The organism is Streptomyces omiyaensis (assembly GCF_014650895.1).
Lineage (GTDB): Bacteria > Actinomycetota > Actinomycetes > Streptomycetales > Streptomycetaceae > Streptomyces > Streptomyces omiyaensis.
In genome coordinates, this window is record NZ_BMVV01000002.1 from 570,524 (window position 1) to 596,203 (window position 25,680).

General features: G+C 73.9%; 20 protein-coding genes and 3 tRNA genes. 13 read left to right on the forward strand and 10 right to left on the reverse strand.

Features of this window, described 5'->3' with window-relative positions; translation table 11 throughout:
• The 4 genes from IE287_RS05495 to IE287_RS05510 are packed head-to-tail and all read left to right on the forward strand — an operon-like array spanning window position 1 to window position 4,398.
• The gene (locus IE287_RS05495; protein WP_189847713.1) at window positions 1-1,740 is read left to right on the forward strand and encodes an ABC transporter ATP-binding protein; all 1,740 of its coding nucleotides are present in this window, start codon (window positions 1-3) and stop codon (window positions 1,738-1,740) included.
• The gene (locus IE287_RS05500) at window positions 1,737-3,641 is read left to right on the forward strand and encodes an ABC transporter ATP-binding protein (protein WP_189847714.1); all 1,905 of its coding nucleotides are present in this window, start codon (window positions 1,737-1,739) and stop codon (window positions 3,639-3,641) included. Before IE287_RS05495 ends, IE287_RS05500 begins: the two co-directional genes overlap by 4 nt.
• 20 nt (window positions 3,642-3,661) lie before the next feature.
• On the forward strand, window positions 3,662-4,003 hold the full coding sequence (gene cutA, locus IE287_RS05505) for a divalent-cation tolerance protein CutA (protein WP_189847715.1): 342 nt from the start codon (window positions 3,662-3,664) through the stop codon (window positions 4,001-4,003).
• Window positions 4,000-4,398 carry a gamma-glutamylcyclotransferase family protein gene (locus IE287_RS05510; protein WP_229883284.1) on the forward strand — a complete coding sequence of 133 codons (399 nt, stop codon included), beginning with the start codon at window positions 4,000-4,002 and terminating at the stop codon, window positions 4,396-4,398. Before cutA ends, IE287_RS05510 begins: the two co-directional genes overlap by 4 nt.
• Here the strand turns inward: IE287_RS05510 and IE287_RS05515 are convergent.
• The 3 genes from IE287_RS05515 to IE287_RS05525 are packed head-to-tail and all read right to left on the reverse strand — an operon-like array spanning window position 4,364 to window position 7,967.
• Window positions 4,364-6,460 (reverse strand): molybdopterin oxidoreductase family protein, encoded by a 2,097-nt coding sequence (locus IE287_RS05515; protein ID WP_189847717.1) that lies wholly within the window; start codon window positions 6,458-6,460, stop codon window positions 4,364-4,366. The two genes, IE287_RS05510 and IE287_RS05515, sit on opposite strands and share 35 nt — an antisense overlap.
• Window positions 6,461-6,506: 46 nt before the next feature.
• On the reverse strand, window positions 6,507-7,211 hold the full coding sequence (locus IE287_RS05520; RefSeq protein ID WP_189847718.1) for a SanA/YdcF family protein: 705 nt from the start codon (window positions 7,209-7,211) through the stop codon (window positions 6,507-6,509).
• Window positions 7,212-7,241: 30 nt separating this feature from the next.
• Complete coding sequence (locus IE287_RS05525) at window positions 7,242-7,967, reverse strand: aquaporin (protein ID WP_189847719.1); 726 nt, start codon at window positions 7,965-7,967, stop codon at window positions 7,242-7,244.
• Window positions 7,968-8,042: 75 nt separating this feature from the next.
• On the opposite strand from IE287_RS05525, the gene IE287_RS05530 reads away from it, so the two are divergent.
• From IE287_RS05530 to IE287_RS05555, 6 genes are all read left to right on the forward strand, one after another.
• Complete coding sequence (locus IE287_RS05530; RefSeq protein WP_373307807.1) at window positions 8,043-8,738, forward strand: hypothetical protein; 696 nt, start codon at window positions 8,043-8,045, stop codon at window positions 8,736-8,738.
• A gap of 346 nt (window positions 8,739-9,084) precedes the next feature.
• Window positions 9,085-9,912: a sirohydrochlorin chelatase gene (locus IE287_RS05535; RefSeq protein WP_189847720.1), complete on the forward strand. Its 828-nt coding sequence runs from the start codon at window positions 9,085-9,087 to the stop codon at window positions 9,910-9,912.
• Window positions 9,913-9,947: 35 nt separating this feature from the next.
• Window positions 9,948-11,249, forward strand: coding sequence for a deoxyguanosinetriphosphate triphosphohydrolase (locus tag IE287_RS05540; protein ID WP_189847721.1), 1,302 nt, complete (start codon window positions 9,948-9,950; stop codon window positions 11,247-11,249).
• A gap of 192 nt (window positions 11,250-11,441) precedes the next feature.
• Complete coding sequence (locus IE287_RS05545; protein ID WP_189847722.1) at window positions 11,442-12,701, forward strand: NAD(P)/FAD-dependent oxidoreductase; 1,260 nt, start codon at window positions 11,442-11,444, stop codon at window positions 12,699-12,701.
• 55 nt (window positions 12,702-12,756) lie between these two features.
• Window positions 12,757-14,658: a DNA primase gene (gene dnaG, locus IE287_RS05550; RefSeq protein ID WP_189847723.1), complete on the forward strand. Its 1,902-nt coding sequence runs from the start codon at window positions 12,757-12,759 to the stop codon at window positions 14,656-14,658.
• 149 nt (window positions 14,659-14,807) lie between these two features.
• A complete protein-coding gene (locus tag IE287_RS05555; RefSeq protein WP_229883285.1) occupies window positions 14,808-15,818 on the forward strand; it encodes an RNA polymerase sigma factor in 1,011 nt (336 codons plus the stop codon).
• Between the two features lie 70 nt (window positions 15,819-15,888).
• On the opposite strand, the gene IE287_RS05560 is transcribed toward IE287_RS05555, so the two are convergent.
• From IE287_RS05560 to IE287_RS05575, 4 genes are all read right to left on the reverse strand, one after another.
• Window positions 15,889-17,817 carry an ABC transporter ATP-binding protein gene (locus IE287_RS05560; RefSeq protein ID WP_189847724.1) on the reverse strand — a complete coding sequence of 643 codons (1,929 nt, stop codon included), beginning with the start codon at window positions 17,815-17,817 and terminating at the stop codon, window positions 15,889-15,891.
• Entirely contained in the window at window positions 17,817-19,550 is a 1,734-nt protein-coding gene (locus IE287_RS05565; RefSeq protein ID WP_189847725.1) for an ABC transporter ATP-binding protein, read from the reverse strand. The genes IE287_RS05560 and IE287_RS05565 overlap by 1 nt, the downstream gene beginning before the upstream one ends.
• A gap of 98 nt (window positions 19,551-19,648) precedes the next feature.
• Window positions 19,649-21,088 (reverse strand): FGGY family carbohydrate kinase, encoded by a 1,440-nt coding sequence (locus IE287_RS05570; RefSeq protein ID WP_189847726.1) that lies wholly within the window; start codon window positions 21,086-21,088, stop codon window positions 19,649-19,651.
• 35 nt (window positions 21,089-21,123) lie between these two features.
• The gene (locus tag IE287_RS05575) at window positions 21,124-21,438 is read right to left on the reverse strand and encodes a YtxH domain-containing protein (RefSeq protein WP_189847727.1); all 315 of its coding nucleotides are present in this window, start codon (window positions 21,436-21,438) and stop codon (window positions 21,124-21,126) included.
• Window positions 21,439-21,584: 146 nt separating this feature from the next.
• On the opposite strand from IE287_RS05575, the gene IE287_RS05580 reads away from it, so the two are divergent.
• The 3 genes from IE287_RS05580 to IE287_RS05590 all read left to right on the forward strand — a co-directional run bounded on the left by IE287_RS05580 (window position 21,585) and on the right by IE287_RS05590 (window position 21,985).
• Window positions 21,585-21,657: transfer RNA gene (locus tag IE287_RS05580), tRNA-Asn, on the forward strand.
• A gap of 5 nt (window positions 21,658-21,662) precedes the next feature.
• Window positions 21,663-21,735, forward strand: a tRNA-Asn gene (locus IE287_RS05585).
• 176 nt (window positions 21,736-21,911) lie between these two features.
• Window positions 21,912-21,985: transfer RNA gene (locus IE287_RS05590), tRNA-Ile, on the forward strand.
• Between the two features lie 471 nt (window positions 21,986-22,456).
• On the opposite strand, the gene IE287_RS05595 is transcribed toward IE287_RS05590, so the two are convergent.
• The 3 genes from IE287_RS05595 to IE287_RS05605 all read right to left on the reverse strand — a co-directional run.
• Entirely contained in the window at window positions 22,457-24,034 is a 1,578-nt protein-coding gene (locus IE287_RS05595) for an FG-GAP repeat domain-containing protein (RefSeq protein WP_229883286.1), read from the reverse strand.
• Window positions 24,035-24,178: 144 nt separating this feature from the next.
• Window positions 24,179-25,366, reverse strand: a complete 1,188-nt coding sequence (locus IE287_RS05600) for an FG-GAP repeat domain-containing protein (RefSeq protein WP_189847729.1) — start codon at window positions 25,364-25,366, stop codon at window positions 24,179-24,181.
• A partial coding sequence (locus IE287_RS05605; protein WP_189847730.1) for an integrase core domain-containing protein occupies window positions 25,363-25,680 on the reverse strand: 318 nt, incomplete at its 5' end. The genes IE287_RS05600 and IE287_RS05605, both read right to left, overlap by 4 nt.

Genomic DNA, 25,680 nt, shown 5'->3' on the forward strand with positions numbered 1-25,680 from the left:
ATGACCCTGCTCCGGCTCCTCGCCGGGCGCCTGCGCCCGCACCGCGCCCCGCTCGCCTTACTCGTCCTGCTCCAGCTCGCCCAGACCCTCGCCTCCCTCGCCCTGCCCGCCCTCAACGCGGGCGTCATCGACGAGGGCGTCCTGCGCGGCGACACCGGCCGCGTGCTCTCCGGCGGCGCCGCCATGGCCGCCGTCACCCTCCTCCAGGCCGCCGCGGCCGCCGCCGTCACCTGGACCGCCGCCCGGATCGCCCTCGCCGTCGGCCGGGACCTGCGCTCCGAGGTCTTCCGCCGGATCCAGGACCTGTCCGCCCGGGAGCGGGGCCGCTTCGGCACCGCCTCCCTCATCACCCGCGCCACCAACGACGTCCAGCAGGTGCAGACCTTCGCCGTCCTCGTCCTCACCCTGCTCGTCGCCGCCCCGCTGCTCTGCGTCGGGGGGCTCGCCATGGCCCTGCGCCAGGACGTGCCGCTCGCCCTCGTCCTCCTCCTCTTCGTCCCCGTCATGACCGGGGCCGTCGGCACCGTCGTGCTGCGCATGCGGCCCCACTTCCACGGCATGCAGAGCCGCCTCGACCACGTCACCCGGGTGCTGCGCGAGCAGATCACCGGCGTCCGGGTGGTCCGCGCCTTCGTCCGCGACCGGCACGAGCGGGAACGGTTCGCCGCCGCCAACGACGGGCTCCTCGACGTCGGCCTGCGGGCCGGCCGGCTCCAGGCCGTCATGTTCCCCGTCGTCCTGGTCGTCTGGGAGGCCACCACCCTCGCCCTCATCTGGGGCGGCGCCCACCGCATCGAGGCCGGCGCCCTCCAGCCCGGCGGGCTCGTCGCCTTCCTCGGCTACCTCCTCCAGACCGCCATGTCCGTGATGATGGCCCTCTTCCTCCTCATGCACCTGCCCCGGGCCGAGGCGGGCGCCGCCCGCGTCCGCGAACTCCTCGACACCGTCCCCGCCGCCACCGTCCCCGCCGACCCGGTCACCGTCCTCGACGGCGCCGGCCGCCTCGACCTGCGCGACGTCTCCTTCCGCCACCCCGGCGCCGAGGAACCCGTCCTCGGCGGCGTCACCCTCACCGCCGGCCCCGGCACCACGACCGCCGTCATCGGCTCCACCGGCTCCGGCAAGTCCACCCTCCTCGCCCTGGTGCCCCGCCTCCTCGACGCCACCGGCGGAGAGGTCCGCGTCGACGGAGTGGACGTGCGCCGGCTCGATCCGGCGCTGCGCGCCGGGACCGTCGGCCTCGTCCCCCAGAAGCCCTACCTGTTCTCCGGCACCGTCGCCTCCAACCTGCGCTACGGCCGGCCCGGCGCGACCGACGACGAGCTGTGGCACGCCCTGGAGGTCGCCCAGGCCGCCGACTTCGTGCGGGGCCTCGACGGCGGCCTGGACGCGCCCGTCACCCAGGGCGGCGCCAACCTCTCCGGGGGGCAGCGCCAGCGCCTCGCCATCGCCCGGGTCCTCGTCGCCCGGCCCCGCGTCTACCTCTTCGACGACTCCTTCTCCGCCCTCGACAACGCCACCGACGCCCGGCTCCGCGCCGCCCTCCGCCGGGAGACCGCCGACGCCACCGTCGTCCTCGTCGCCCAGCGCGTCTCCACCATCCGCCACGCCGACCGGATCGTCGTCCTCGACCGGGGCCGGGTCGTCGGCTCCGGCACCCACGAGGAGCTCCTGAGGACCAGCCCCGCCTACCGCGAGATCGTCCGCTCCCAGCCGACCGAAGAGGAGGCGGCCGCATGAGCACCGCCGCCACCCCCCGCTCGACCCCCGCCTCCTCCCCGCCCGCCCCTTCCGACGCCTCCCGGCCCGCCGCGCCCGCCCGCCGCGGCCCCGCCGCCCGGGAGCGGCTCCCCGGCCCGGCCGGCGGTCCCGCCCCGGAGCGCTCGGTGCGCTTCCGCGCCTCCGCCCTCCGCCTGCTGGGGGAGCTCGCCGCCGACCGGATCCGGCTCGCCGGCGTCCTCGCCGCCGGCGTCACCGCGGTCGGCCTCTCCGTCCTCAGCCCGCTGCTCCTCGGCCGCGCCACCGACCTCGTCATCCGCGGTGCCACCGGCCCGGGCGGCGTCGACCATCCGGCCGTGGGCCGCTACCTCGCCCTCTCCGCGGCGGTCGTCGCCGGCGGCGCCCTGTTCACCTGGGTCCAGCAGCGGCTCGCCACCACCGTGGTCCAGCGGGCCGGCCACCGGATGCGCGCCCGGGCCCAGGCCAAACTGGCCCGGCTGCCGCTCGCGTACCTCGACGGGCAGCCCCGGGGCGAGGTCCTCTCCCGCACCACCAACGACATCGACAACGTCACCCAGACCCTCCAGCAGGCCCTCAGCCAGACGGTCCGCGCCCTGCTCACCCTGGTCGGCGTCGTCGCCATGATGTTCTGGATCTCCCCGGCGCTCGCCCTCGTCGCGCTCGCCCTCGTCCCCCTCTCGCTCGGCCTCGCCGCCCTCGTCGGCCGCCGCTCCCAGCCCCAGTTCGCCCGGCAGTGGGCGGTGACCGGCCGGCTCGGCGGCCACGCCGAGGAGATGATCACCGGTCACACCGAGGTCGCCGCCTTCGGGCGCCGCGACGAGGCGGTCCGCCGCTTCGACGCGCTCGGCGAGGAGCTGTACCGGGCGGGCCTGCGGGCCCAGACCGTCTCCGGGCTCGTCCAGCCCGCCGTCACCCTCGTCGGCAACCTCACCTACGTGCTGATCGCCGTCCTCGGCGGCCTGCGGGTGGCGAGCGGCACGCTGAGCATCGGCGACGTCCAGGCCTTCGTGCAGTACTCCTACGAGTTCAACGGGCCGGTCAACCAGCTCGCCGCCATGACCGGCCCGCTCCAGTCCGGCGTCGCCTCCGCCGAGCGGGTCTTCGACCTCCTCGACGCCGAGGAGGAGCGCCCCGACCCGCAGCGCCCCGAGCGGCCCGCCGGGCCGCGCGGCCGGGTCTCCTTCGAGCACGTCTCCTTCCGCCACGTGCCGGACCGGCCGCTCGTCGAGGACCTCTCCCTCACCGTCGAACCCGGCCGCACGGTCGCCGTCGTCGGCCCCACCGGCGCCGGCAAGACCACCCTGGTCGACCTCCTGCTGCGGTTCCACGAGCCGACCGGCGGCCGGATCACCCTCGACGGCACCGACACCGCCGCCATGAGCCGGGAGGAGCTCCGCTCCCACATCGGCATGGTCCTCCAGGACACCTGGCTCTTCGGCGGCACCATCGCCGAGAACATCGCCTACGGGGTCCCCGGCGAGGTCTCCCGCGAGCGGATCGTCGCCGCCGCCGAGGCCGCCCGCGCCGACCGCTTCGTCCGCACCCTGCCCGACGGCTACGACACCCTCCTCGACGAGGACGGCAACGGCCTCAGCGCCGGCGAACGCCAGCTGATCACCCTCGCCCGGGCCTTCCTCTCCGACCCCGTGGTCCTCGTCCTCGACGAGGCCACCAGCTCCGTCGACACCCGCACCGAACGCCACGTCCAGCGGGCGATGTCGGCCCTCCGCTCCGGCCGCACCAGCTTCGTCGTCGCCCACCGGCTCTCCACGGTCCGCGACGCCGACACCATCGTCGTCCTGGACGGCGGAGGCATCGCCGAACAGGGCGGCCACGAGGAGCTGCTCGCCGCCGGCGGCGCGTACGCCCGCCTGTACCAGGCCCAGTTCGCGGCCGGGTGACGGATCAGTACGGTGAGGGCGTGACCACCACTCCCAGCGCCCCCACCGTCCTCGCCGTGACCACCACCACCGACAGCCGGGCCAAGGCGGAGGCGCTCGCGCGCGGCGCCGTCGAGGCCCGGCTCGCGGCCTGCGCGCAGGTCTCCGGCCCCGTCACCTCCGTCTACCACTGGAAGTCGGCCGTGGAGACCGCGGAGGAGTGGCGGGTCGACCTCAAGACCACCGAGGGCCGGTACGCCGCCCTGGAGACCCACCTCCTCGCCGCGCACGACTACGAGACCCCGGAGCTCCTCGCCACCCCGGTCGTCCGCGGCTCCGCCGCCTACCTGGAATGGCTGGAAACCGAGGTCGGCACCGCGTGACCCTGCCATTCTTCGTCTACGGCACGCTCCGCCCCGGCGCGCGCCATCACGACCGGCTCCTCCTCGGCCGCACCGCCACCGAGGAGGACGCCCTCCTGACGGGCGCGCTCCTGCACGACGGCCCCGGCTACCCGTACGCCGTCCGCGGCGGGGGCACGGTCCGCGGCAGCCTGGTGACCCCCCTCCCCGAGGCGTACGCGGCGCTCCTCGACGCCCTCGACCGGCTGGAGTCCGGGGCCGGGTACGAGCGGGTGGCGGTCGACGCGGTCCGCACCGGCGACGGCGCCACCGTCCGGGCCTGGGTCTACCTCGCCGCCCCCGGGACCGCCGTCGGCCCGCTCATCGCCTCCGGCGACTGGTTCAGCCACGCTCCAGACGCACCGCGCACACCTTGAACTCGGGCATCCGGGAGACCGGGTCGAGGGCCGGGTTCACCAGGGTGTTCGCCCGGCCCTCCCCGTACCAGTGGAAGGGCATGAAGACGGTGTCCGGGCGGATCGCGCCGGTGATCCGGGCCGGCGCCACCGCCCGCCCGCGCCGCGAGACCACCGCGACCGGCTCGCCCTCGGCGACCCCGAGGCGTTCCGCCAGGCGCGGGTGGAGCTCGACGAAGGGCCCGGGCGCCGCGGCGTTCAGCTCCGCCACCCGCCGGGTCTGCGCCCCGGACTGGTACTGGGAGACGACCCGGCCGGTGGTGAGCACCACCGGGTAGTCCGCGTCGGTCTCCTCGGCGGACGGCCGGTGCGTCACCGGCACGAAGCGGGCCCGCCCGTCGGCGGTCGCGAAGCGGTCCAGGAAGAGCCGGGGCGTGCCCGCGTGGTCGTCCTCCCCGGCACCGGTCCCGGGGCAGGGCCAGAAGACCCCCTGCTCCTCCTCGATCCGCCGGTAGCTGATGCCGGAGTAGTCGGCGGGGCCGCCCGCCGAGGCGCGGCGCAGCTCGTCGAAGACCTCCTCCGGGTCGGTCGGGAAGCCCTTCTCCCAGCCGAGCAGCCCGGCGAGCGCGTGCAGCACCTCCAGGTCGGTGCGGACCCCGGCCGGCGGGGTGAGGGCGCGGCGGCGCAGCAGCACCCTGCCCTCCAGGTTGGTCATCGTGCCGGTCTCCTCGGCCCACTGGGTCACCGGGAGGACGACGTCGGCGAGGGCGGCGGTCTCGGAGAGCACCACGTCGGCGACGGCGAGGAAGTCGAGCGAGCGCAGCCGCTCCTCGACGTGGGCCGCGTGCGGCGCGGAGACGACCGGGTTGGAGCCCATCAGGAGCAGCGACCGGACCTCGCCGCCCAGCGCGTCGAGGAGTTCGTAGGCGCTGCGCCCCGGTCCCGGCAGCGACTCCGGGGGGACTCCCCACACCCCGGCGACGTGGGCGCGGGCCGCGGGGTCGTCGAGCTTGCGGTAGCCGGGCAGCTGGTCGGCCTTCTGGCCGTGCTCGCGGCCGCCCTGGCCGTTGCCCTGGCCGGTGAGGCAGCCGTAGCCGGAGAGCGGCCGGCCGGCCCGCCCGGTGGCGAGGCAGAGGTTGATCCAGGCGCCGACGGTGTCGGTGCCCTTGGACTGCTGCTCGGGGCCGCGGGCGGTGAGGACCATGGAGTCGCCGGCGTCGCAGAAGAGCGCGACCGCCTCGCGCAGCAGCGGCACCGGGACGCCGGTGATCCGCTCGACGTGCTCGGGCCAGTGGGCCATGGCCCCGGCCCGGGCGGCCTCCCAGCCGGTGGTGCGCTCCGCGACGAACTCCTCGTCGACGCGGCCCTCGGCGACGATCAGGTGGAGCAGGCCGAGGGCGAGCGCGAGGTCGGTGCCGGGGCGGGGGGCGAGGTGGAGGTCGGCCTGTTCGGCGGTGCGGGTGCGGCGCGGGTCGACGACGATCAGCTTTCCGCCGTTCTCCCGCAGCTCGGTGAGGTAGCGCAGGGCCGGCGGCATGGTCTCGGCCAGGTTGGAGCCGACGAGGATCACGCAGCCCGTCCGCGGGATGTCCTCCAGCGGGAAGGGCAGGCCCCGGTCGAGGCCGAAGGCCCGCTGGTGGGCGGCGGCCGCCGAGGACATGCAGAAGCGCCCGTTGTAGTCGATCTGCGAGGTGGCGAGGACGAGCCGGGCGAACTTGCCGAGCGTGTACGCCTTCTCGTTGGTGAGTCCGCCGCCGCCGAAGACCCCCACGGCATCGGGGCCGTGGTCGGCGCGGGTCCGGCGAAGCCCCTCGGCGACGGCGGAGAGGGCCTCCTCCCAGGAGGCCGGTGCGAGCGCCCCGGTGTCAGGGCGGCGGACCAGGGGCTCGGTGAGCCTGACCCGGGAGGAGAGTACGGAGGGGGCGGTGCGGCCCTTGCCGCACAGGGCGCCCCGGTTGACCGGGAAGTCGGTCCGCTCGACCACCTCGGCGGGCGACTCCGCCGTGCCGGTCGGGCGGAGCCGCATGCCGCACTGCAGGGCGCAGTAGGGGCAGTGGGTGGGGACCGCGGTGGCGTCGGACATGCGTTCCAGGGTGCGTCGGGCGTGTTACGCGCGAGCGCGTCCCGGATTACGGGCGCGGGGCTCTCCCCTCAGGCCGGGCGGCCCCCGGAGGTGAGGCCAGGGCCTCGGTGACGCCGGTCTCGCGGGGGCCGAGGAAGCGGGGGTCGGGCCGGAGGGCCGCGTCGAGGGCGGCCTTGCCGGCGGCGAAGAGCTCGCGGGTGGTGCCGTAGTACCAGGTGACGTCCTTCGGCTCGGCGACGCCGACGCCGTACGAGGAGACGCCGGCCCGCTCGCAGAGGGCCACGGCCCGCTTGACGTGGAAGTCCTGGGTGACGAGGACGGCCCGGTCGACGCCGAAGACCTCACGGGCCCGCACGCAGCTGTCCCAGGTGTCGAAGCCGGCGTGGTCCCCGACGACCCGGTCGTCGGGGACGCCGCGCTCGGCGAGGTAGGCGCGCATGGCGCCCGGCTCGTCGTACTCGGTCCTGCTGTTGTCGCCGGTGACGAGGAGGACCTTCACCTTGCCGGTGCGGTACAGCTCGGCGGCGGTGTCGAGCCGGTGGGCGAGGTACGGCGTCGGCCGCCCCTCCCGGAGCCCGGCGCCGAAGACCACGGCGACGTCCCGGGCGGGCACGTCGGCGGTGGTCCGCAGCCTGCCGGCGGCGGCGGTGTGCATCCAGGCCGCGGGGAGCAGGGCGAGGACCGCGGCCGCCATGACGGCCTGGACGGCGCGGCGGCGGGCCCGGACGGTGCGGGGGAGCCGGACCTGCATCGCGGGCCTCCGGGGGTCGGGGACGGGCTGTCACCCCGTCCGACGCGCCGCCGCCGGCTTTGGTTCGGCCGCGGCCCGATCCGTGCCGTACAGCACACCCGCCACGCCCATGCCGAGGAGCATCCCGAGGAGCTGGGCGGCGGCGTAGGAGGGCACCGAGGCGGGGGCGATGCCGGTGAAGGAGTCGGTGAGGGAGCGGCCGACGGTGGCCGCCGGGTTGGCGAAGGAGCCGGAGGAGGTGAACCAGATCGCCGCGCCGATGTAGCCGGCGACCGCGACGGGGGTCAGCTGGGGGCGGCCGATGTGCCGCAGGCCCTGGACGACGAGGACGAGCCCGGCGGTGGCGATCGCCTCGCCGAGCAGCAGGTGGAGGGCGGCGCGCGGCTCGGTGGACCAGGAGCCGGGCGCGCGGCCGAACATCGCCTCGGCGAGGACCGCGCCGGTGACCGCGCCGGCCACCTGGGCGGTGACGTAGGCGAGGACCGCGCGGCCGCTTCGCGGGTCGCGGCGGCGGGACCACCACTCGGAGAGGGTGACGACGGGGTTGAAGTGGGCGCCGGAGAGCGGACCGAGGAGCGCGATGAGCAGCCCGAGGCCCAGGGCGGAGGCGGCGGCGTTGGCGAGCAGCCGGACCCCGACGTCCTGGCTGAGGGAGTCGGCGCGGAGGCCGGAGCCGACGATCACGGCGACGAGGGCGGCGGTGCCGGTGAACTCGGCGGCGGCGCGTCGGGGGAGCGACGCGGGGGACATTCTCATAGTGGAAAAGATATTCCGTGATTCGGAATGAAAAAAGGGGGGAGGGGAGGGGTGCGCACTCCGTACGATCCGTCGGTGATCAACGACGAACTGCTGACCGCCGCCGTACGGAACAACGCCGAGTGGTGCGCGGGCATGTGCCGGGCCCACGGCCTGGCCACCACCACCGGCCCCCGGGCCTGGACGAGCCCCCGCCGCACCCCGCTCTACTACCCGGACGCCGTCTCCCTCACCGGCGACGCGACCGCCGCCGACGTCGTCGCCGGCATCGACCGGACCGCGCCCGGAGCCTCCGTGAAGGACTCCTACGCCCGCCTCGACCTCGCCCCCGAGGGCTTCCGGCCGCTCTTCGACGCCACCTGGATCGGCCGCCCCGCCGGTGCCGGCGCCGGTGCCGCGCCGGCCGCCCCCGTGCGCACCCCCGAGGCGCTCGCCGCCTGGGCGCACGCCTGGAGCGGCGGCGACGCCGACGAGGCCGGGCTCTTCCGCCCGGCCCTCCTCGACGACCCGGCCGTCACCGTCCTCGCCGTCCCCGGTCCCGGCGGGACGGTCCTCGGCGGCGCCGTCCTCTCCGTCGCCGCGGGCGTCACCGGAGTCTCCGACCTCTTCGCCGCCGACGGCACCGATCCCGCCGCCGTCTGGCCCGCCGTCCTCGCCGCCGCCGACCCCGCCCTTCCGGTCGTCGGCTACGAGTCCGGCGACGACCTCGCCCCCGCGCTCGCCGCCGGATTCCGGCCCCTCGGCCCGCTCCGCGTCTGGCTCGCCGCCTGACACCCCGCGCTCACGCGCGCGGCACGGGCCCGACGCCCGGTCCGCCCGCGCGGCACGGGCCCGGGGCCCCGGCCCTCCCGTGCGCGGCGCGGGCCTGACATCCGCCGCCACGCGCGCGTGAGCCCGGCGAAACACCCGCGTGCCGGCCCGGAAAGGAGCCGTGACCGCCGTGCAACGGGCAGGCAACCTGCCCCCGTCAGGATCGGTCCATGACGGAGCCGGACAGCACGTTCGCGGACGCCGCCGCCCTGCTGGGGCGGATCGCGCGGCAGCTCGGACTCCAGCTCCGCCAGGTGCGTCCGTACGGCGCCCCGGCGGGGAAGCCCGAGCAGGAGGTACCCCGATCATGCAGCCGTCCGCACCGTCCCCCAGCCACCGCCCCGCCCTTCCCGCCACCACCGCCCCCGTCCTCGTGGCCGTCGGACACGGCAGCCGCGACCCCCGCGCGCGTGCCGCCCTCGCCCGGCTCCTCACCCGGGTCCGCGAGCTGCGCCCCGGACTCGACGTCCGCCTCGCCCACATCGAACTGAACGCGCCGCTCCTCGACGAGACCCTGGCCGGCCTCGCCGCCGAGGAGCACGAGGCCGGAACCGGTGCCGGCGCCGTTCTCGTCCCCCTCCTGCTGGCCCCCGGCCACCACGTCACCCACGACCTGCCCGCCGCGCTCGCCGCCGTCCCCGGCCTGCGCGCCCGCGTCGCCGACCCGCTCGGCCCGCACCCCCTCCTCGTCGAGGCCCTCGCCGGCCGGCTCGCCGAGGCCGGCTGGACCCCCGCCGACTCCGCCTCCGCCGCCACCGGCGTCGTCCTCGCCTCCGCCGGCTCCCGCGACCCCCGCTCCGCCGCCACCCTCCGCCGGATCGCCGCCGACCTCGGCGAACGCCTCGGCACCCCCGGCGCGCCCGTCCCCGTGATCTCCGCCCACACCTCGGCCGCCGCCCCCACCGTCCCCGAGGCCGTCGCCGCGCTCGCCGCCCGGGGCCGCCACCGGGTCGCCGTCGCCTCCTGCTTCACCGCCCCCGGCCTCTTCGCCGCCCGCGCGGCCGCCCACGCCCCCTGGATCGCCGCCGACCCGCTCGGCGCCCACCCCGCCCTCGCCCGTCTCGTCCTGCACCGCTACGACCGGGCCCGCACCGGCCGCCCCACCACCCCCGCGCGGGAACTCGCCGCCATCTGACCCCTTTTGTCGGCGCGTCCGGTTACCGTCGAGACATGGCAGGCTACGACGGCACCAGCGAGACCCCCGGGTACGACCCGACCGCGACCGAGCGCTGGGCGACCGAGCCCGACAAGCGGCCCGGCCGCACCGCCTTCCAGCGCGACCGCGCCCGCGTGCTCCACTCCGCGGCCCTGCGCCGGCTCGCCGGGAAGACCCAGGTGGTCACCCCCGGCACCCGCGGATACGCCTGGGACGCCACTCCCCGCACCCGGCTCACCCACTCCCTGGAGTGCGCCCAGGTCGGCCGCGAGCTCGGCGCCGCCCTCGGCTGCGACCCCGACCTCGTCGAGGCCGCCTGCCTCTCCCACGACATGGGCCACCCGCCCTTCGGGCACAACGGCGAACAGGCGCTCAACGACGTCGCCAAGGACTGCGGCGGCTTCGAGGGGAACGCCCAGTCGCTCCGCCTCCTCACCCGCATCGAGCCCAAGCGCTTCGTCAGGGACGCCGACGGCGAGCCCGTCAGCGTCGGCCTCAACCTCACCCGCGCCGCCCTCGACGCCGCCACCAAGTACCCCTGGCCGCGCGGCGGTCACCCCACCGACCCCGGCTCCTCCAAGTTCGGGGTGTACGAGGACGACCTGCCCGTCTTCGAGTGGATCCGGCGCGGCGCCCCCGACCAGCGCAAGTGCTTCGAGGCCGAGGTCATGGACTGGTCCGACGACGTCGCCTACTCCGTCCACGACTTCGAGGACGGCCTGCACGCCGGCCACATCGACCCCAACCTCCTCCACGCCGAGCCCGAGCGCGCCGACGTCTTCGCCGTCGCCGTCGGCCGCTACGTCCCCGAGGACACCGACCCCGCCGAGCTGGCCGAAGCCCTCGACCGCCTCCTCGACCAGGACTGGTGGCCGCACGGATACGACGGCTCCGCCGTCGCCCAGGCCCGCCTCAAGGACGCCACCAGCCAGCTCATCGGCCGCTTCTGCCTCGCCGCCGAGGGCGCCACCCGCCAGGCGTACGGCTCGGGCCGCCTCTCCCGCTACGGCGCCGAACTGGTCGTCCCCCGCGCCGCGCGCAACGAGTGCGCCGTCCTCAAGGCCGTCGCCGACCGGTACGTGATGCAGCGCGCCGAACAGGAGGCGCTCCGCGCCGACCAGCGCGTCGTCGTCGCCGAGCTCGCCGAGGCCCTGGTCGCCCGCGCCCCCGACGGACTCGAACCGCAGTTCCGCGCCCTCTTCGCCGCCGCGCCCGACGACCGTTCCCGCAAGCGGGTGATCGTCGACCAGATCGCCTCCCTCACCGACGCCTCCGCCCGCGCCCTCCACGCCCGCCTGCGCACCCCCCGGGGCTAGGCCTTCACCTCCCGGATCCTGCCGGGCCCGCGCCGCCCTGCGAGACCCGGGAAGAGACGACCCGGGCGCCGTTCGCCCCCTTTCGCCTTCCGGCGGCGTGCGGGACCCTCGCATCCGGGTCCCGGACGGTGCCACCCGGGCCGGGCCCGGGGGCGTAGCGTAGAGAACCGGTCGCAACGAGGAGGAATCAACGTGGTCGACGCAGATCAGACCTTTGTCATCGTCGGCGGAGGACTGGCCGGTGCCAAGGCGGCGGAGACGCTCCGCGCGGAGGGCTTCAACGGCCGGGTGATCCTCATCGGCGACGAGCGCGACCACCCCTACGAACGCCCCCCGCTCTCCAAGGGCTACCTCCTCGGCAAGAAGGACCGGGAAGCCACCCTCGTCCACGAACCCGGCTGGTACGCCGCCCACGACGTCGAGCTGCACCTCGGCCAGACCGTCACCGCCATCGACCGGGACGCCCGCACCGTCCGCCTCGGCGACGGCACCGTCATCCGCTACGACAAGCTGCTCCTCGCCACCGGCGCCGAGCCCCGCCGCCTCGACGTCCCCGGCACCGGCCTCGCCGGCGTCCACCAGCTGCGCCGGATCCCCGAGTCCGAGCGGCTCCGCGACGAGCTCAAGGCCCTCGGCCGGGACAACGGCCACCTGGTCGTCGCCGGCGCCGGCTGGATCGGCCTGGAGGTCGCCGCCGCCGCCCGTACCTACGGCGCCGAGGTCACCGTGGTCGAGGCCGACCCCACCCCGCTCCACCGGGTCCTCGGCCCCGAGCTCGGCCAGCTCTTCGCCGACCTCCACGCCGAGCACGGCGTCCGCTTCCACTTCGGCGCCCGCATCACCGAGATCACCGGCCAGGACGGCATGGTCCTCGCCGTCCGCACCGACGACGGCGAGGAGCACCCCGCCCACGCCGTCCTCGTCGCCGTCGGCGCCGCCCCCCGCGCCGCCCTCGCCGAGAACGCCGGCCTCGCCCTCGTCGACCGTGCCGACGGCGGCGGCATCGCCGTCGACTCCTCCCTGCGCACCAGCGACCCCGACGTCTACGCCGCCGGCGACGTCGCCGCCTTCGAGCACCCCTTCCTCCACCACCGCATCCGCGTCGAGCACTGGGCCAACGCCCTCAACGGCGGCCCCGCCGCCGCCCGCGCCATGCTCGGCCAGGACGTCTCCCACGACCGGATCCCCTACTTCTTCACCGACCAGTACGACCTCGGCATGGAGTACTCCGGCTGGGCCCCGCCCGGCTCCTACGACCAGGTCGTCGTCCGCGGCGACACCGGCAAGCGCGAGTTCATCGCCTTCTGGCTCAAGGACGGCCGGGTGATCGCCGGGATGAACGTGAACGTGTGGGACGTCACGGACCCGATCCAGAAGCTCATCCGCTCCCGGGCCACCGTGGACCCGGACGCCCTCTGCGACCCTTCGGTCGCCCTGGAGAGCCTCACCTGACCACGGCGGCGACACGCCCGGGGGGCGGCCCCCGGACCCCCGTACACTTTCCTGCGTGGCAGGCAGGATCAACGATGACGACGTGAAGGCGGTCCGGGACGCGGTCCCGATCGACTCCGTGGTGTCCGAGTACCTCCAGCTCCGCAACGCCGGCGGCGGGAACCTCAAGGGACTCTGCCCCTTCCACGACGAGAAGTCGCCCTCCTTCCAGGTCAGCCCCAGCAAGGGACTCTTCCACTGCTTCGGCTGCCAGGAGGGCGGCGACACCATCGCCTTCGTGATGAAGATCGACCACCTCTCCTTCTCGGAGACGGTCGAGCGCCTCGCCGCCAAGGCCGGCATCACCCTCCGCTACGAGGAGGGCGGCTACAACCCCGGCCACCAGCGCGGCGAGCGCATCCGCCTGATCGAGGCCCACAAGATCGCCGCCGACTTCTACGTCGCCCAACTCGACTCCCCCGAGGCCGAGACCGGCCGGAAGTTCCTCGCCGAGCGCGGCTTCGACCAGGCCGCCGCCGAGCACTTCGGCGTCGGCTACTCCCCGGCCGGCTGGGACCACCTCACCCGCTTCCTGCGCGGCAAGGGCTTCTCCGACAGGGAACTGATCGTCTCCGGCCTCTCCCAGGAGGGCCGCCGGGGCCCCATCGACCGCTTCCGCGGCCGCCTCATGTGGCCCATCCGGGACGTCGGCGGCGAGATCGTCGGCTTCGGCGCCCGCCGCCTGCGCGAGGACGACAACGGCCCCAAGTACCTCAACACCCCCGAGACCCCGGTCTACAAGAAGTCCCAGGTCCTCTACGGCGTCGACCTCGCCAAGAAGGAGATCGCCAAGACCAGCCGGGCCGTCGTCGTCGAGGGCTACACCGACGTCATGGCCTGCCACCTGGCCGGCGTCACCACCGCCATCGCCACCTGCGGCACCGCCTTCGGCGGCGAGCACATCAAGATCCTCCGCCGCCTCCTGATGGACAACGGCTCGGCCCGCGTCATCTTCACCTTCGACGGCGACGCCGCCGGCCAGAAGGCCGCCCTGCGCGCCTTCGAGGACGACCAGAAGTTCGCCGCCGAGACCTACATCGCCATCGCCCCCGACGGCATGGACCCCTGCGAGCTGCGCCTCGCCAAGGGCGACGACGCCGTCGCCGACCTGGTCGAGCCCCGCACCCCGCTCTTCGAGTTCGCCCTCCGCCAGATCGTGAACCGGTACGACCTGGACACCCCGGCGGGCCGGGCCGCCGCCCTCGACGAGGCCGCCCCCGTCGTCGCCAAGATCAAGAACGTGGCCTCCCAGCACGAGGTCGCCGTCCAGCTCGCCGGCCTCGTCGGCATCCTCGACACCCAGTTCGTCGTCCGCCGGGTCGCCCAGATCGCCCGCTGGCAGCGCGGCGGCGGCAAGGAGCAGGGCGGCCCGCAGCGCGGCGACGGCCGGCAGCAGCGCACGTACGGCGACGTCCGGGCCCCCAGCGGCCCCGCCGGGCCCGCGCTCAACCTGCGCAGCCCCGCCCACCGCACCGAGCGCGAGCTCCTCAAGCTCGCCCTCCAGTACCCGGCCCTCGTCTCCCCGGCCTTCGACGCCTACGGCGCCGACGAGTTCACCGCCCCGCCCTACGCCGCCGTCCGGCAGTGCATCCAGGACGCGGGCGGCGCCGACGGCGCCCCCGCCGACTACCTCGACGCCGTCCGCGAGGCCGCGCCCGACGACACGGTCCGCGCCCTCGTCACCGAACTCGCCGTCGAGGCGATCTTCGCCAAGACCATCGACGAGGTGTACGCCGGCGCCCAGCTGGTCCAGGTCCGCCTCCGCGCCGTCGACCGGCGCATCCGCGACGTCCAGGGCACCCTCGCCCGCCTCGGCGCCCACGGCGACGCCGAGCGGCACGCCGCCGTGCAGAACGAGCTGTGGGTCCTGACCCAGTACGGGCAGTCCCTCCGCAACCACGGCGCCGCCGCCCTCTGAGGCCCGCCCGGCCGCAGCCGCCCCGCGGCACGTTCGGTCACGGCCCGGCCGCAAAAAGTCACCGCACGCCCCTCGTGGCGGCGATGTGTCGTACCCCACACTGGGCGGGGTGACGGTGCCGTTCCGCCCCCTCCTGGAGGTCGCCCCCCGTGCAGACCGAGATCCAGACCACCGAACCGGACGAACTGCCCCCGCTCCCCGAGGTCCCGGCCCAGCGGCGCCGCGCCACCGGTGACACCGGCGGCAACGGCCCCTCCGCCGACCTCTTCCGCCAGTACCTCCGGGAGATCGGCCGGATCCCCCTCCTCACCGCCGAGGAGGAGGTCGAACTGGCCCGCCGCGTCGAGGCCGGCCTCTTCGCCGAGGAGAAGCTGGCCCGCACCCCCGACCTCGACTCGCAGCTCGCGTACGACCTCGACCGGCTCGTCGTCCTCGGCCGGATCGCCAAACGGAAGCTCATCGAGGCCAACCTCCGCCTCGTCGTCTCCGTCGCCAAGCGGTACGTCGGCCGCGGCCTGACCATGCTCGACCTCGTCCAGGAGGGCAACCTCGGCCTCATCCGGGCCGTCGAGAAGTTCGACTACGCGCGCGGCTACAAGTTCTCCACCTACGCCACCTGGTGGATCCGCCAGGCCATGTCCCGGGCCCTCGCCGACCAGGCCCGGACCATCCGCGTCCCCGTGCACGTCGTCGAACTCATCAACCGGGTCGTCCGGGTCCAGCGCCACCTGCTCCAGGAGCGCGGCCAGGAGCCCACCGCGGAGGAGGTCGCCGACCAGCTCGACCTCACCCCCGAACGGGTCCGGGAGGTCCTCCGGCTCGCCCAGGAACCCGTCTCCCTGCACACCCCCGTCGGCGAGGAGGAGGACGTCGACCTCGGCGACCTCATCGAGGACGGCGACGCCGCCTCGCCCGTCGAGTCCGCCGCCTTCCTGCTGCTCCGCCGCCACCTGGAGGACGTCCTGTCCACCCTCGGCGAGCGCGAGCGCAAGGTCGTCCAGCTCCGCTACGGCCTCGACGACGGCCGCCCCCGCACCCTGGAGGAGATCGGCCGGATCTTCGGCGTCACCCGCGAGCGCATACGCCAGATCGAGTCCAAGACCCTCGGAAAGCTCCGCGACCACACCTACGCCGACCAGCTCCGCGGCTACCTGGACTGACGTCCGCCCCCGCACGCGCGAGGGGCCCGCGCCGCACCCGGCACGGGCCCCTCCACGGCGGACGCCCCGGTCAGTCGACCTCGGCGACCGCCGCCGCGAACTGCGCCGCGTACAGCCGGGCGTAGGCCCCGCCCGAGACCAGCAGCTCCTCGTGCGTGCCCTGTTCCACGATCGAGCCGTCCTCCATCACCAGGATCACGTCCGCGTCCCGGATGGTGGAGAGCCGGTGCGCGATGACGAAGGAGGTGCGGCCCTGGGCCAGCCGGGCCATCGCCTTCTGGATCAGCACCTCGGTCCGGGTGTCCACCGAGCTCGTCGCCTCGTCGAGGACGAGGATCACCGGGTCGGACAGGAACGCCCGGGCGATGGTGATCAGCTGCTTCTCGCCGGCGCTGACCCCCGCGCCGTCGTCGTCCACCACCGTGTCGTACCCGTCCGGCAGGGTGCGGACGAAGCGGTCGGCGTGGGCCGCCCGCGCGGCCGCCTCGACCTCCGCCCGGGTCACCTCGCGGGTGGCGCCGTACGCGATGTTCTCGGCGATCGTCCCGCCGAAGAGCCAGGTGTCCTGGAGGACCATGCCGATCCCGGCCCGCAGCTCCGCCCGGGGCATCGACGCGATGTCCACGCCGTCCAGGGTGATCCGGCCGCCGGTCACCTCGTAGAACCGCATGAGGAGGTTGACCAGCGTCGTCTTGCCGGCCCCGGTCGGACCGACGATCGCGACCGTCTGGCCCGGCTCCACGGCGAGCGACAGGTCCTCGATGAGCGGCTTGTCGGCCTCGTAGCGGAAGGAGACGTGCTCCAGGGCCACCTTCCCCTCGACGTCGCGCGGCTTGCCGGTGACCGGCGCGTCCGGCCGCTGCTCCTCGGCGTCGAGCAGCTCGAAGACCCGCTCGGCCGAGGCGACGCCCGACTGCACCAGGTTCGCCATCGACGCCACCTGCGTCAGCGGCATCGAGAACTGGCGCGAGTACTGGATGAAGGCCTGCACGTCGCCGATGGAGAGCGTGCCGCTCGCCACCCGCAGACCGCCGACCACCGCCACCAGGACGTAGTTGATGTTCGAGACGAAGAACATCACCGGCTGCATCATGCCGCTGGTGAACTGCGCCTTGAACCCGGCCTCGTACAGCGCCTCGTTCTGCTCACGGAAGCCCTGCGCGGCCTCCTCCTGCCGGCCGAAGACCTTCACCAGGGTGTGCCCGGTGTACATCTCCTCCACGTGCGCGTTGAGCGCGCCCGTCGACTTCCACTGCTGCACGAAGTGCGGCTGCGAGCGCTTGCCGATCCTGGCCGCGACCACCACCGACACCGGCACCGTCACCAGCGCCACCAGCGCGAGCAGCGGCGAGATCCAGAACATCATCGCCAGCACGCCGACGATCGTCAGGAGCGAGTTGATGAGCTGGCCCATCGACTGCTGGAGCGTCTGGCCGATGTTGTCGAGGTCGTTGGTCGCCCGGGACAGCACCTCGCCGCGCTTGGCCCGGTCGAAGTACGACAGCGGCAGCCGCGCCAGCTTCGTCTGCACGTCCTCGCGCATCCGGAACACGGTCCGGTTGATCACCTTGATCGACATCCGGGTGGAGACCAGCATCAGCAGGCCCGCCACCACGTACACCGCGAGCGCGAGGAGCAGCACCTCGCCGACCGCGCCGAAGTCGATGCCCCGCCCGGGGGTGAAGGCGACCCCGGACAGCATGTCGGCCATCCCGCCGTCGCCGTCGGCCCGCAGCTTCGCCAGGGCCTCCGCCTTCGTCACGCCCTCGGGCATCTGCCGCCCGACCACGCCCGCGAAGATCAGGTCGGTCGCCCGCCCCAGGATCTTGGGGCCGACCACCGCGCCGGCCACCGACAGCACACCGGCGACCAGCATCAGCCAGAGCGCGGTGCGCTCCGGCGCCAGCTGCCGCAGCAGCCGCTTCGACGACCCCTTGAAGTCCATCGACCGCTCACCCGGGGTGCCCCCGGCCATCATGCGTCCGCCAGGACCGGCCATCAGGCTGCCTCCGCCTCGGTCAGCTGGGAGAGCACGATCTCCCGGTACGTCTCGTTCCCCGCCATCAGCTCGTGGTGCCGCCCGGTGCCGACGACGCGGCCCTCGTCGAGGACCACGATCCGGTCGGCGTCCCGGATGGTCGACACCCGCTGGGCGACGATCACCACGGTCGCGTCCGAGGTCTCCTCCGAGAGCGCCGCCCGCAGCCGGGCGTCCGTCTCGTAGTCGAGCGCGGAGAAGGAGTCGTCGAAGAGGTAGATCTCCGGGCGCTGGACCAGCGTCCGCGCGATCGCCAGCCGCTGCCGCTGGCCGCCGGAGACGTTGGTGCCGCCCTGGGCGACGGGCGCCTCCAGGCCGTGTTCGAGGCCCCGGACGAAGTCGGCGGCCTGGGCCACCTCCAGGGCGTGCCACAGCTCCTCGTCGGTCGCGTCCGGCTTGCCGTACCGCAGGTTCGACGCCACCGTCCCCGAGAACAGGTACGGCTTCTGCGGCACGAGCCCGACCGTCCGCGCCATCAGCGCCGGGTCCAGCGTCCGCACGTCGACGCCGTCGACGAGGACCTCGCCGCCGGTCACGTCGAACAGCCGCGGCACGAGCCCGAGCAGCGTCGACTTGCCGGAGCCGGTCGAACCGATGATCGCGGTGGTCTCGCCCGGCCGCGCCACCAGCTCCACGTCCCGGAGCACGGACTCCTCCGCGCCCGGGTAGCGGAAGCCGGCCGCCCTGACCTCCAGGTGCCCGCGCCGCCCCAGCGCCGTCACCGGCTCGGCCGGCGGCACCACGCTCGACGCGGTCCCGAGGACCTCCTCGATGCGCTCGGCGCAGACCTCGGCCCGCGGCACCATCATGAACATGAAGGTGGCCATCATGACGGCCATCACGATCTGCATCAGATAGGCGAGGAAGGCGGTCAGCGCGCCGATCTCCATCCCGCCGCTGTCGATGCGGTGCGCGCCGAACCAGACCACGGCCACGCTGGACACGTTCACGACCGTCATCACGGTCGGGAACATCAGCGCCATCAGCCGGCCCGTCGCCGTCGACACGTCGGTCAGCTCGGCGTTGGCGCCGCGGAAGCGCTCCTCCTCGTACCCGTCCTTCACGAACGCCCGGATCACGCGGTTGCCGGTGATCTGCTCGCGCAGCACCCGGTTCACCGTGTCGAGCCGCTCCTGCATGGTCCGGAAGAGCGGCCGCATCCGCTTGACGATCAGCGAGACCGAGACGCCGAGCACCGGCACCACCGCGAGCAGCACGCCGGAGAGCGGCACGTCCTGGCCGAGGGCCATCACGATGCCGCCGACGCACATGATGGGCGCGGAGACCATCAGGGTGAACGCCATCAGCACCAGCATCTGGACCTGCTGGACGTCGTTGGTCGTCCGGGTGATCAGCGACGGCGCGCCGAACTGCCCGAGCTCGCGCGCCGAGAAGGACTGCACGCGGTCGTAGACGGCGCCGCGGACGTCCCGGCCGACGGCGGAGGCGGTCCGCGCGCCGTAGTACACGGCCCCGATGTTGCACAGCACCTGGATCACGGAGACGCCGATCATCAGCGCGCCGAACCGCAGGATGTAGCCGGTGTCCCCGGTGACGACGCCCTCGTCGATGATGTCGGCGTTCAGGGTCGGCAGGTAGAGGCTCGCGCAGGTCGCCAGGAACTGGAGCAGGACGAGCAGGGCGAGGGGTTTTCGATGGGGTCGCAGGTGGGTTCGGAGAAGTCTTATGAGCACGGTTCCCACTATCGCCCGAGCGTGCGAACCGTTACGAGCGGGTTTACGGCGCCCGGCCCAGCCCTGGGAAAGACTTTACGAACCGTCCCGCCCGCCCGTCAGCCGCCGAAGGCCCCCGGATGGATCCGGTCCCGCGCCGCCGCGTACTGCCGGCGCACCGCCTGGCCCGCCGGCAGCTCGTCGCCCGGCTCCAGGATCTGCGCCGCGGCGCCCTGCCAGGCCGGCGGGGCGGAGGGGGAGAGGGTGCCGCGGGCCACGCCGAGCGCCCAGGCGGCCTGCTTGGCCGCGCCGAGCGCCGCGTAGTCGGCCGGCTGGGGGACGACGACCTGTGCGCCGAGGAGCGCCGGCGCCAGGGCCTGGACGGCGGGCAGCGAGGCCGCGGCGCCGAGCAGGAAGATCCGCCGCACCTCGACGCCCCGGCCGCGCACCACGTCCAGGGCGTCGGCGAGCCCGCAGAGCATCCCCTCGAAGGAGGCGCGCGCCAGGTGCTCGGGCCGCATCGACTCGCGGCGCAGCCCGGTGAGGGTGCCGGCGGCGTGCGGCAGGCTCGGCGTCCGCTCGCCCTCCAGGTAGGGGAGGAGCACGAGTCCGGAGGCGCCCGGCGTGGACTTCAGGGCCAGCGCGGAGAGTTCGTCCAGGGACTCGGCGCCCAGCAGCTCGGCGGTGCCGCGCAGGGTGCGGACGGCGTTGGTGACGGAGACGACCGGGAGGTGCCTGCCGGTGGCGTCGGCGTAGGAGGTGACGGAGGCGCCGGGCCGGTCCAGGGCCTCGTGGTGGACGGCCATGACGGAGCCGGAGGCGCCGAGCGAGACGACGGCGTCGCCGGGGCCGAGCCCGAGCCCGAAGGCGGCGGCCATGGTCTCGCCGGTGCCGGCGGAGATCAGCAGGCCCTCGGGGGTGGTGCCGGCCGGCTCGGCGGGGCCGAGCACCTCGGGCAGCGCGACGGTGTGCCCGAGCGCCAGCTCGACGAGGTCGGGGCGGTAGGCGCCGGTGCGGGGCGACCAGTAGCCGGTGCCGGAGGCGGCGCCGCGGTCGGTGGTGCGGCGGGCGGGGCGGCCGAGGAGCTGCCAGACCAGCCAGTCGTGCGGCTGGAGGACGGCGGCGATCCGCCGCGCGTGTTCCGGTTCGGTACGGGCCAGCCAGCGCAGCTTCGCGACCGGGAGCCCGGCCTGCGGGACGGTGCCGACGGCCTCGGCCCAGGCCTCGCGCCCGCCGAGCGCATCGACGAGGTCGGCGGCGGCGACCTGGTCCCGCTTGTCGTTGCCGACCAGCGCGGGCCTGACCAGGCCGCCCTGGGCGTCGAGCGGCACGACGCCGTGCGCCTGCGCGGAGACGCCGATGGCCTCCACGCCTTCGAGGAGCCCGCCGGTCGCGGCCTCCCCGAGCGAGAGCAGCCAGCTCTGCGGGTCGACGTCGGTGGCCTTGGCGTCCACCGGGTGCGGGGCGTGCCCCTGCCGCAGTACGGCCCCGGTGTCCGTGTCACAGACCACGATGCGCGTGGCGTCCGAAGAGCTGTCGAGTCCCGCGACTATCCCCATGGGCCCGATTCTGCCGCACGCGGGCCGGTTGCGGGTCAGGTGTTGCTGGTGCCCCAGTCGTCGTCCTCGGTGACGTGCCCGTTGGAGCGGACGCGTCCGCGCAGGGCGGACACCCGGTCGGTGACGGAGGCGGGCAGGCGGTCGCCCACCTTGTCGCCGACCACGTGCGCCGCCTTCCCCGCGTACTGCCGGCCGGTCTGCGCGGCCGTCTCGGCGGCGTTGCGCACCGCGGGGTTCCGTGCGAAGTCCTTGGCGGACTTCTTCATCCGTTCGTACCGCTCGCGGCCCGCGCGCGTGCCGATCACGTAACCGAGCGCGAGACCCGCGGCGAACGTCAGCTTGTACCGCACGCTGCGATCCTTCCCTGGAGGGCCCTGGGGATGTCCTGGGGATACCGATTGGCGGAGCACCCCCCTGCTTGCGCTAATGTATGTCTCGCAGCGAGCGACCGCCGCCCGGGACGACCCGGGCAGGACCGTTCGGTGCACCGCAGCAATCCCCTGTAGCTCAATTGGCAGAGCAGCCGGCTGTTAACCGGCAGGTTACTGGTTCGAGTCCAGTCGGGGGAGCGCGATCCCCTGTAGCTCAATTGGCAGAGCATTCGGCTGTTAACCGGAGGGTTACTGGTTCGAGTCCAGTCGGGGGAGCAGAGCGAAAGAGGACCCTCAGGGGTCCTCTTTCGCGTTCCCGGGAACCAACCGTTCCGCTCCGCGGTCTTCATGGTCGAGCAGCACCGATCGTCCCGATCTTCCGGAGCAGGAGATCGTATGAGCGGCTATGCTGCGGCAGGACGGCGCGCACACTTGTACGCGCGTCGGCGTCGGGGGCGGTAGCTCAGCCGGTTAGAGCAGCGGACTCATAATCCGTCGGCCGTGGGTTCGAGTCCCACCCGCCCCACAAGGAAAAATCGTTCTGACCAGGCGCTTGGCTGGTCAGACGTGAGTACGAAGGGCCTTGGCGGCCCGTCCCGGGCAGGAAATCACACCTGTGGGGACACAGCCGGGACGCGGGCCACGCGACGCGCCCGAACCGCCCGTTCGGCGCATCGGTGACCGCGTCCCGCGTCACTTCCGGGCCTCTTCACCGGTCCCGTCCTCCCGAACCCGGACGCGGTCGCTCCCGACGGCCGCGACCGCCCCGGGCGGCGTCTGACAGCCCGGCTCCGACACGACCGCGTCGGCGGACGACGGCGACCGGGCGGACGGCACGCGGCACGGTCCGGCCGCACGTCATCTCCTGCGGCCGGACCCGCTGGGCGGACCGAGGTGCTTCCCGGCGCGTGGGCAGGACAAGCGGTGGGCCGGCCGGATCCCCTCGGTCTCTCCTCGGACCTCGGGACCCGGCCGTCCGCCATGGTGGCGGCAGGGGTCAGAACAGGTGGTTGTAGGTGTTCCAGCCGCCGCCGATCTGGGTGCGGCCGGTGTACGGGCGGGTGGTGTCGCCGGTGCCCTGGTACAGCCACAGCACCCCGGCCCGGTCCCGTGCCAGCAGGTCGGCCCGGCCGTCGCCGGTCAGGTCGGCGCCGCCGGCGAGCCGGTCGTACGCGCCCCAGCCGCCGCCGACGCGCACCCGCGCCGTGAACCGGGCGCCGGTGAGGCTGCCGGTGCCCTCGTAGAGCCACAGGACCCCGGCCTTGTCGCGGGCGAGGAGGTCGGCGTATCCGTCGCGGTCGAGGTCCCCGGCGCCGTCGATGCGGTCGTAGACGTTCCAGCCGCCGCCGACCTTGACGCGGGGGGCGAAGGGCTTTCCGCGGACGAGCTGGCGGTCGTAGTACCAGAGGGTGCCGGACGCGTCACGGGCGACGACGTCGCCCAGGCCGCGCGTGCGGGCGGAGGGCTTCCGGTCGGCCCAGTAGTAGCCGCCCTGCTTGAGCGGGGAGAGCGAGGTGAGGGCGGTGTAGGTCTGCCAGCCCGAGCCGATCTTGTACGGGCCGGACAGGGGCGCTGCCGCCGAGCGGGTGCCGCTGTAAGAGAACAGGGTGCCGGCGGTGTTGCGGGCGAGGAGGCCGTGGGAGGGGCGGATCGTGCGGCCCTGGACGGCGAAGGGCGCACTCACCAGTTTGACGTCGGACTCGTCCCACACGGCCAGGTCGTAGATGTCGTAGCGGGTGTGGGCCTGGAGCTTCTGGGCGTACTGCCCCGCGGTGCCGGTCAGCGCGTAGCCGATGACGTGGTCACCGGGTTCCAGCTCGCAGGCCAGGTTGGGCACGTCGTCGGGCAGGGTCGCGTAGTGGATCTCGCAGGTGGCGCCCGGGCCGGTGGTGATGGCGCCGATGCGGACGGCCAGGTTGGCAAAGAGCTGGCCGTCGGCCCGGCCGAAGCGGAGTGTCAGCCGTCCGGCGTCGTTGGCGTGGACGCGCAGCTGCTGGCGGACGGTGCCGCCGTCGGGGACGGCCGGGGTGTCGAAGGCGATCGTGTTCAGCAGCGCGTGCGCGCGGGACTTCACGGTGACCTTGCCGGTACCACGGCGCCCGTCCGCGGGGAGGCTGCCGGCGCTGCGGGCCTCCTTCACGGCCGCCGCGAGGTCGCCGTCGGCGGGCATGTACGCGAAGCCCCAGTACAGGGTGGCGTCCGCGGCGCCCGAGGGAACGATGGTGGCGGGCTGCTGATAGGGCACGCCGTCGCACACGAGGACACCGGTGTACCCGGCAGCCGGGGTGCAGCTGTTGTTGCGGGAGTCGTACCCCGCCGGGAGGCCCGCCCCGGCGCCCGCCGGGTCGGTCATCGGCTTGGTGCCGACGGTGATGACGACTTTCCCCCAGAAGGTCGTGCCGGACTCGACGGTCGGGTAGAACCGCGGTGCCGAGCCGGGTGCGGCCACCACGTCGTACCCCGACAGCTTCAGCTCGTCCGCCGCGCTGGCGGTGGGCGGGGCCAGGAGGGTGGCCGTGGTGAGGAGGCCGGTGGCCGCGGTGAGCGTGGCCGTGCGTCGGGTGAGGCGTCTCATGTGTCCTTCGCAGGAAGGTAGGGGCCGCAGGCTGGGTGTGTGCTGCGGTCGGAGCGGACCGGTGGTGAGGCGGCCGGTGGACGGCAGGTGTGCCGTGCCTTTCTGAGGCATGGCACACCTGGGTCCGTTCGTGGGCTGTGGACGCTAGAAGATTCCGCGGATAGTAGTGGCCCATCCGGCGGTTCCCGCAAGGCGGGGTGCGCCGTGGGCGGTCTTGCCGCCGGGGTAGATGAGCAGGCATCCGGTGGGGCACAGGATGCTCTTCGCGGTACCGGTGGAGTCGACGTAGTTGACCGGGGTGTCCGGGGCAGCAGGGGTGGTGGCCCAGATGTCGCCGGCTTCCTGGCCGACGGTCGGGATGAACCGCTTGAAGTAGTAGGTTTTGGGCTGGTTGTCCGGGTGGTCCGGAGGGAGTTCGTTTGAGGGCTGTGAGGTGACCTCGTCGGCCAGCAGGGTGCCCTGGGTATTGCCGGGAGAGGTCAGGTAGGGGCGCTGGTTCCAGCCCCCGTTGCCGTAGACGGTGCGGGGGAGGAACTTGTAGTCGCTGCCAGGGCAGGCGACGGCGTCGTTGACGCAGCCGGGGTAGAGGTAGAGCGTGCCGTCGCTGGGGTCACGGGCGACGAGGTCGGCGTAGGAGTCTCCGTTGACGTCGCTGACGGCGAGGTTGGTGAGGTCGCGCCAGCCACCGGTGCCCAGGATGATTTTCTTGTCCCAGTCGAAGGGAATCGCCTGGTTCTGGCCGCCGTCTCCGCTGATCCCGTTGCCGCTGTAGAGGATGAGACGGGCGCTCACGCACGTGCGGTCCTCTGGCTTGATCGTGTCGTCATTCCAGATGCACTCGACGGTGATGAGGTCGTTGCCGGGCTTTCCGTCGATATTGCCAGGGAGCAGCATCTGGCGCAGGCCGCGCCAGTCACCTTCGGAGGGGTGGGCGAGTTCCTTGCGGGTGTAGATCCAGGGAGAGCCCACGCCGTTGCCGGGGTAGAGGTAGAGCTTGTTGTCGGACAGCCGGACGAGGAAGTCTTCGTAGCCGTCGAGAGCCGTGTCCTCGAAGTTCATGCTCTTCAGGTCGCCGCGGTGGGCGATGAGTGCTCCGGTCCAGCCGCTGGTGCCGACGAGCTGGCGGGTTGCTGGCGTACCGAGGTTGCCGTTGCCGCCGTAGAACCAGAGCTTGCCCTCGGCATCGTTGGCGACGAAGTCGGCGAAGCCGTCCCCGTTGAGGTCTCCCGGCCGATCATGCTTGGCGCCGGGAACGAGGGGGTCGGAGTTCTCCTTCTCGTACACGAACGTCGGAGGGGGTCTGCTGCAAAGTTGGGTGACAGGTTCGGTCACGCGGCCAGGGTGGCCGGTGTGGTCATGACGGTTTCGTATTCGACGGGGGTCAGTCGGCCGAGTGCGGTCTGTCTGCGGCGCCGGTGATAGGTCCGTTCGATCCAGGTCACGATCGCGATCCGCAGTTCCTCACGGGTGGCCCAGGTGCGGCGGTTGAGAACGTTCTTCTGCAGCAGGCTGAAGAACGACTCCATGGCGGCGTTGTCGCCGGCCGCTCCGACTCTCCCTATCGAGCCGGACATCTGATGCCGTCCGAGCGTCCGGACGAACTTTCGGGACCGGAATTGCGACCCGCGATCGCTGTGCAGAACGCA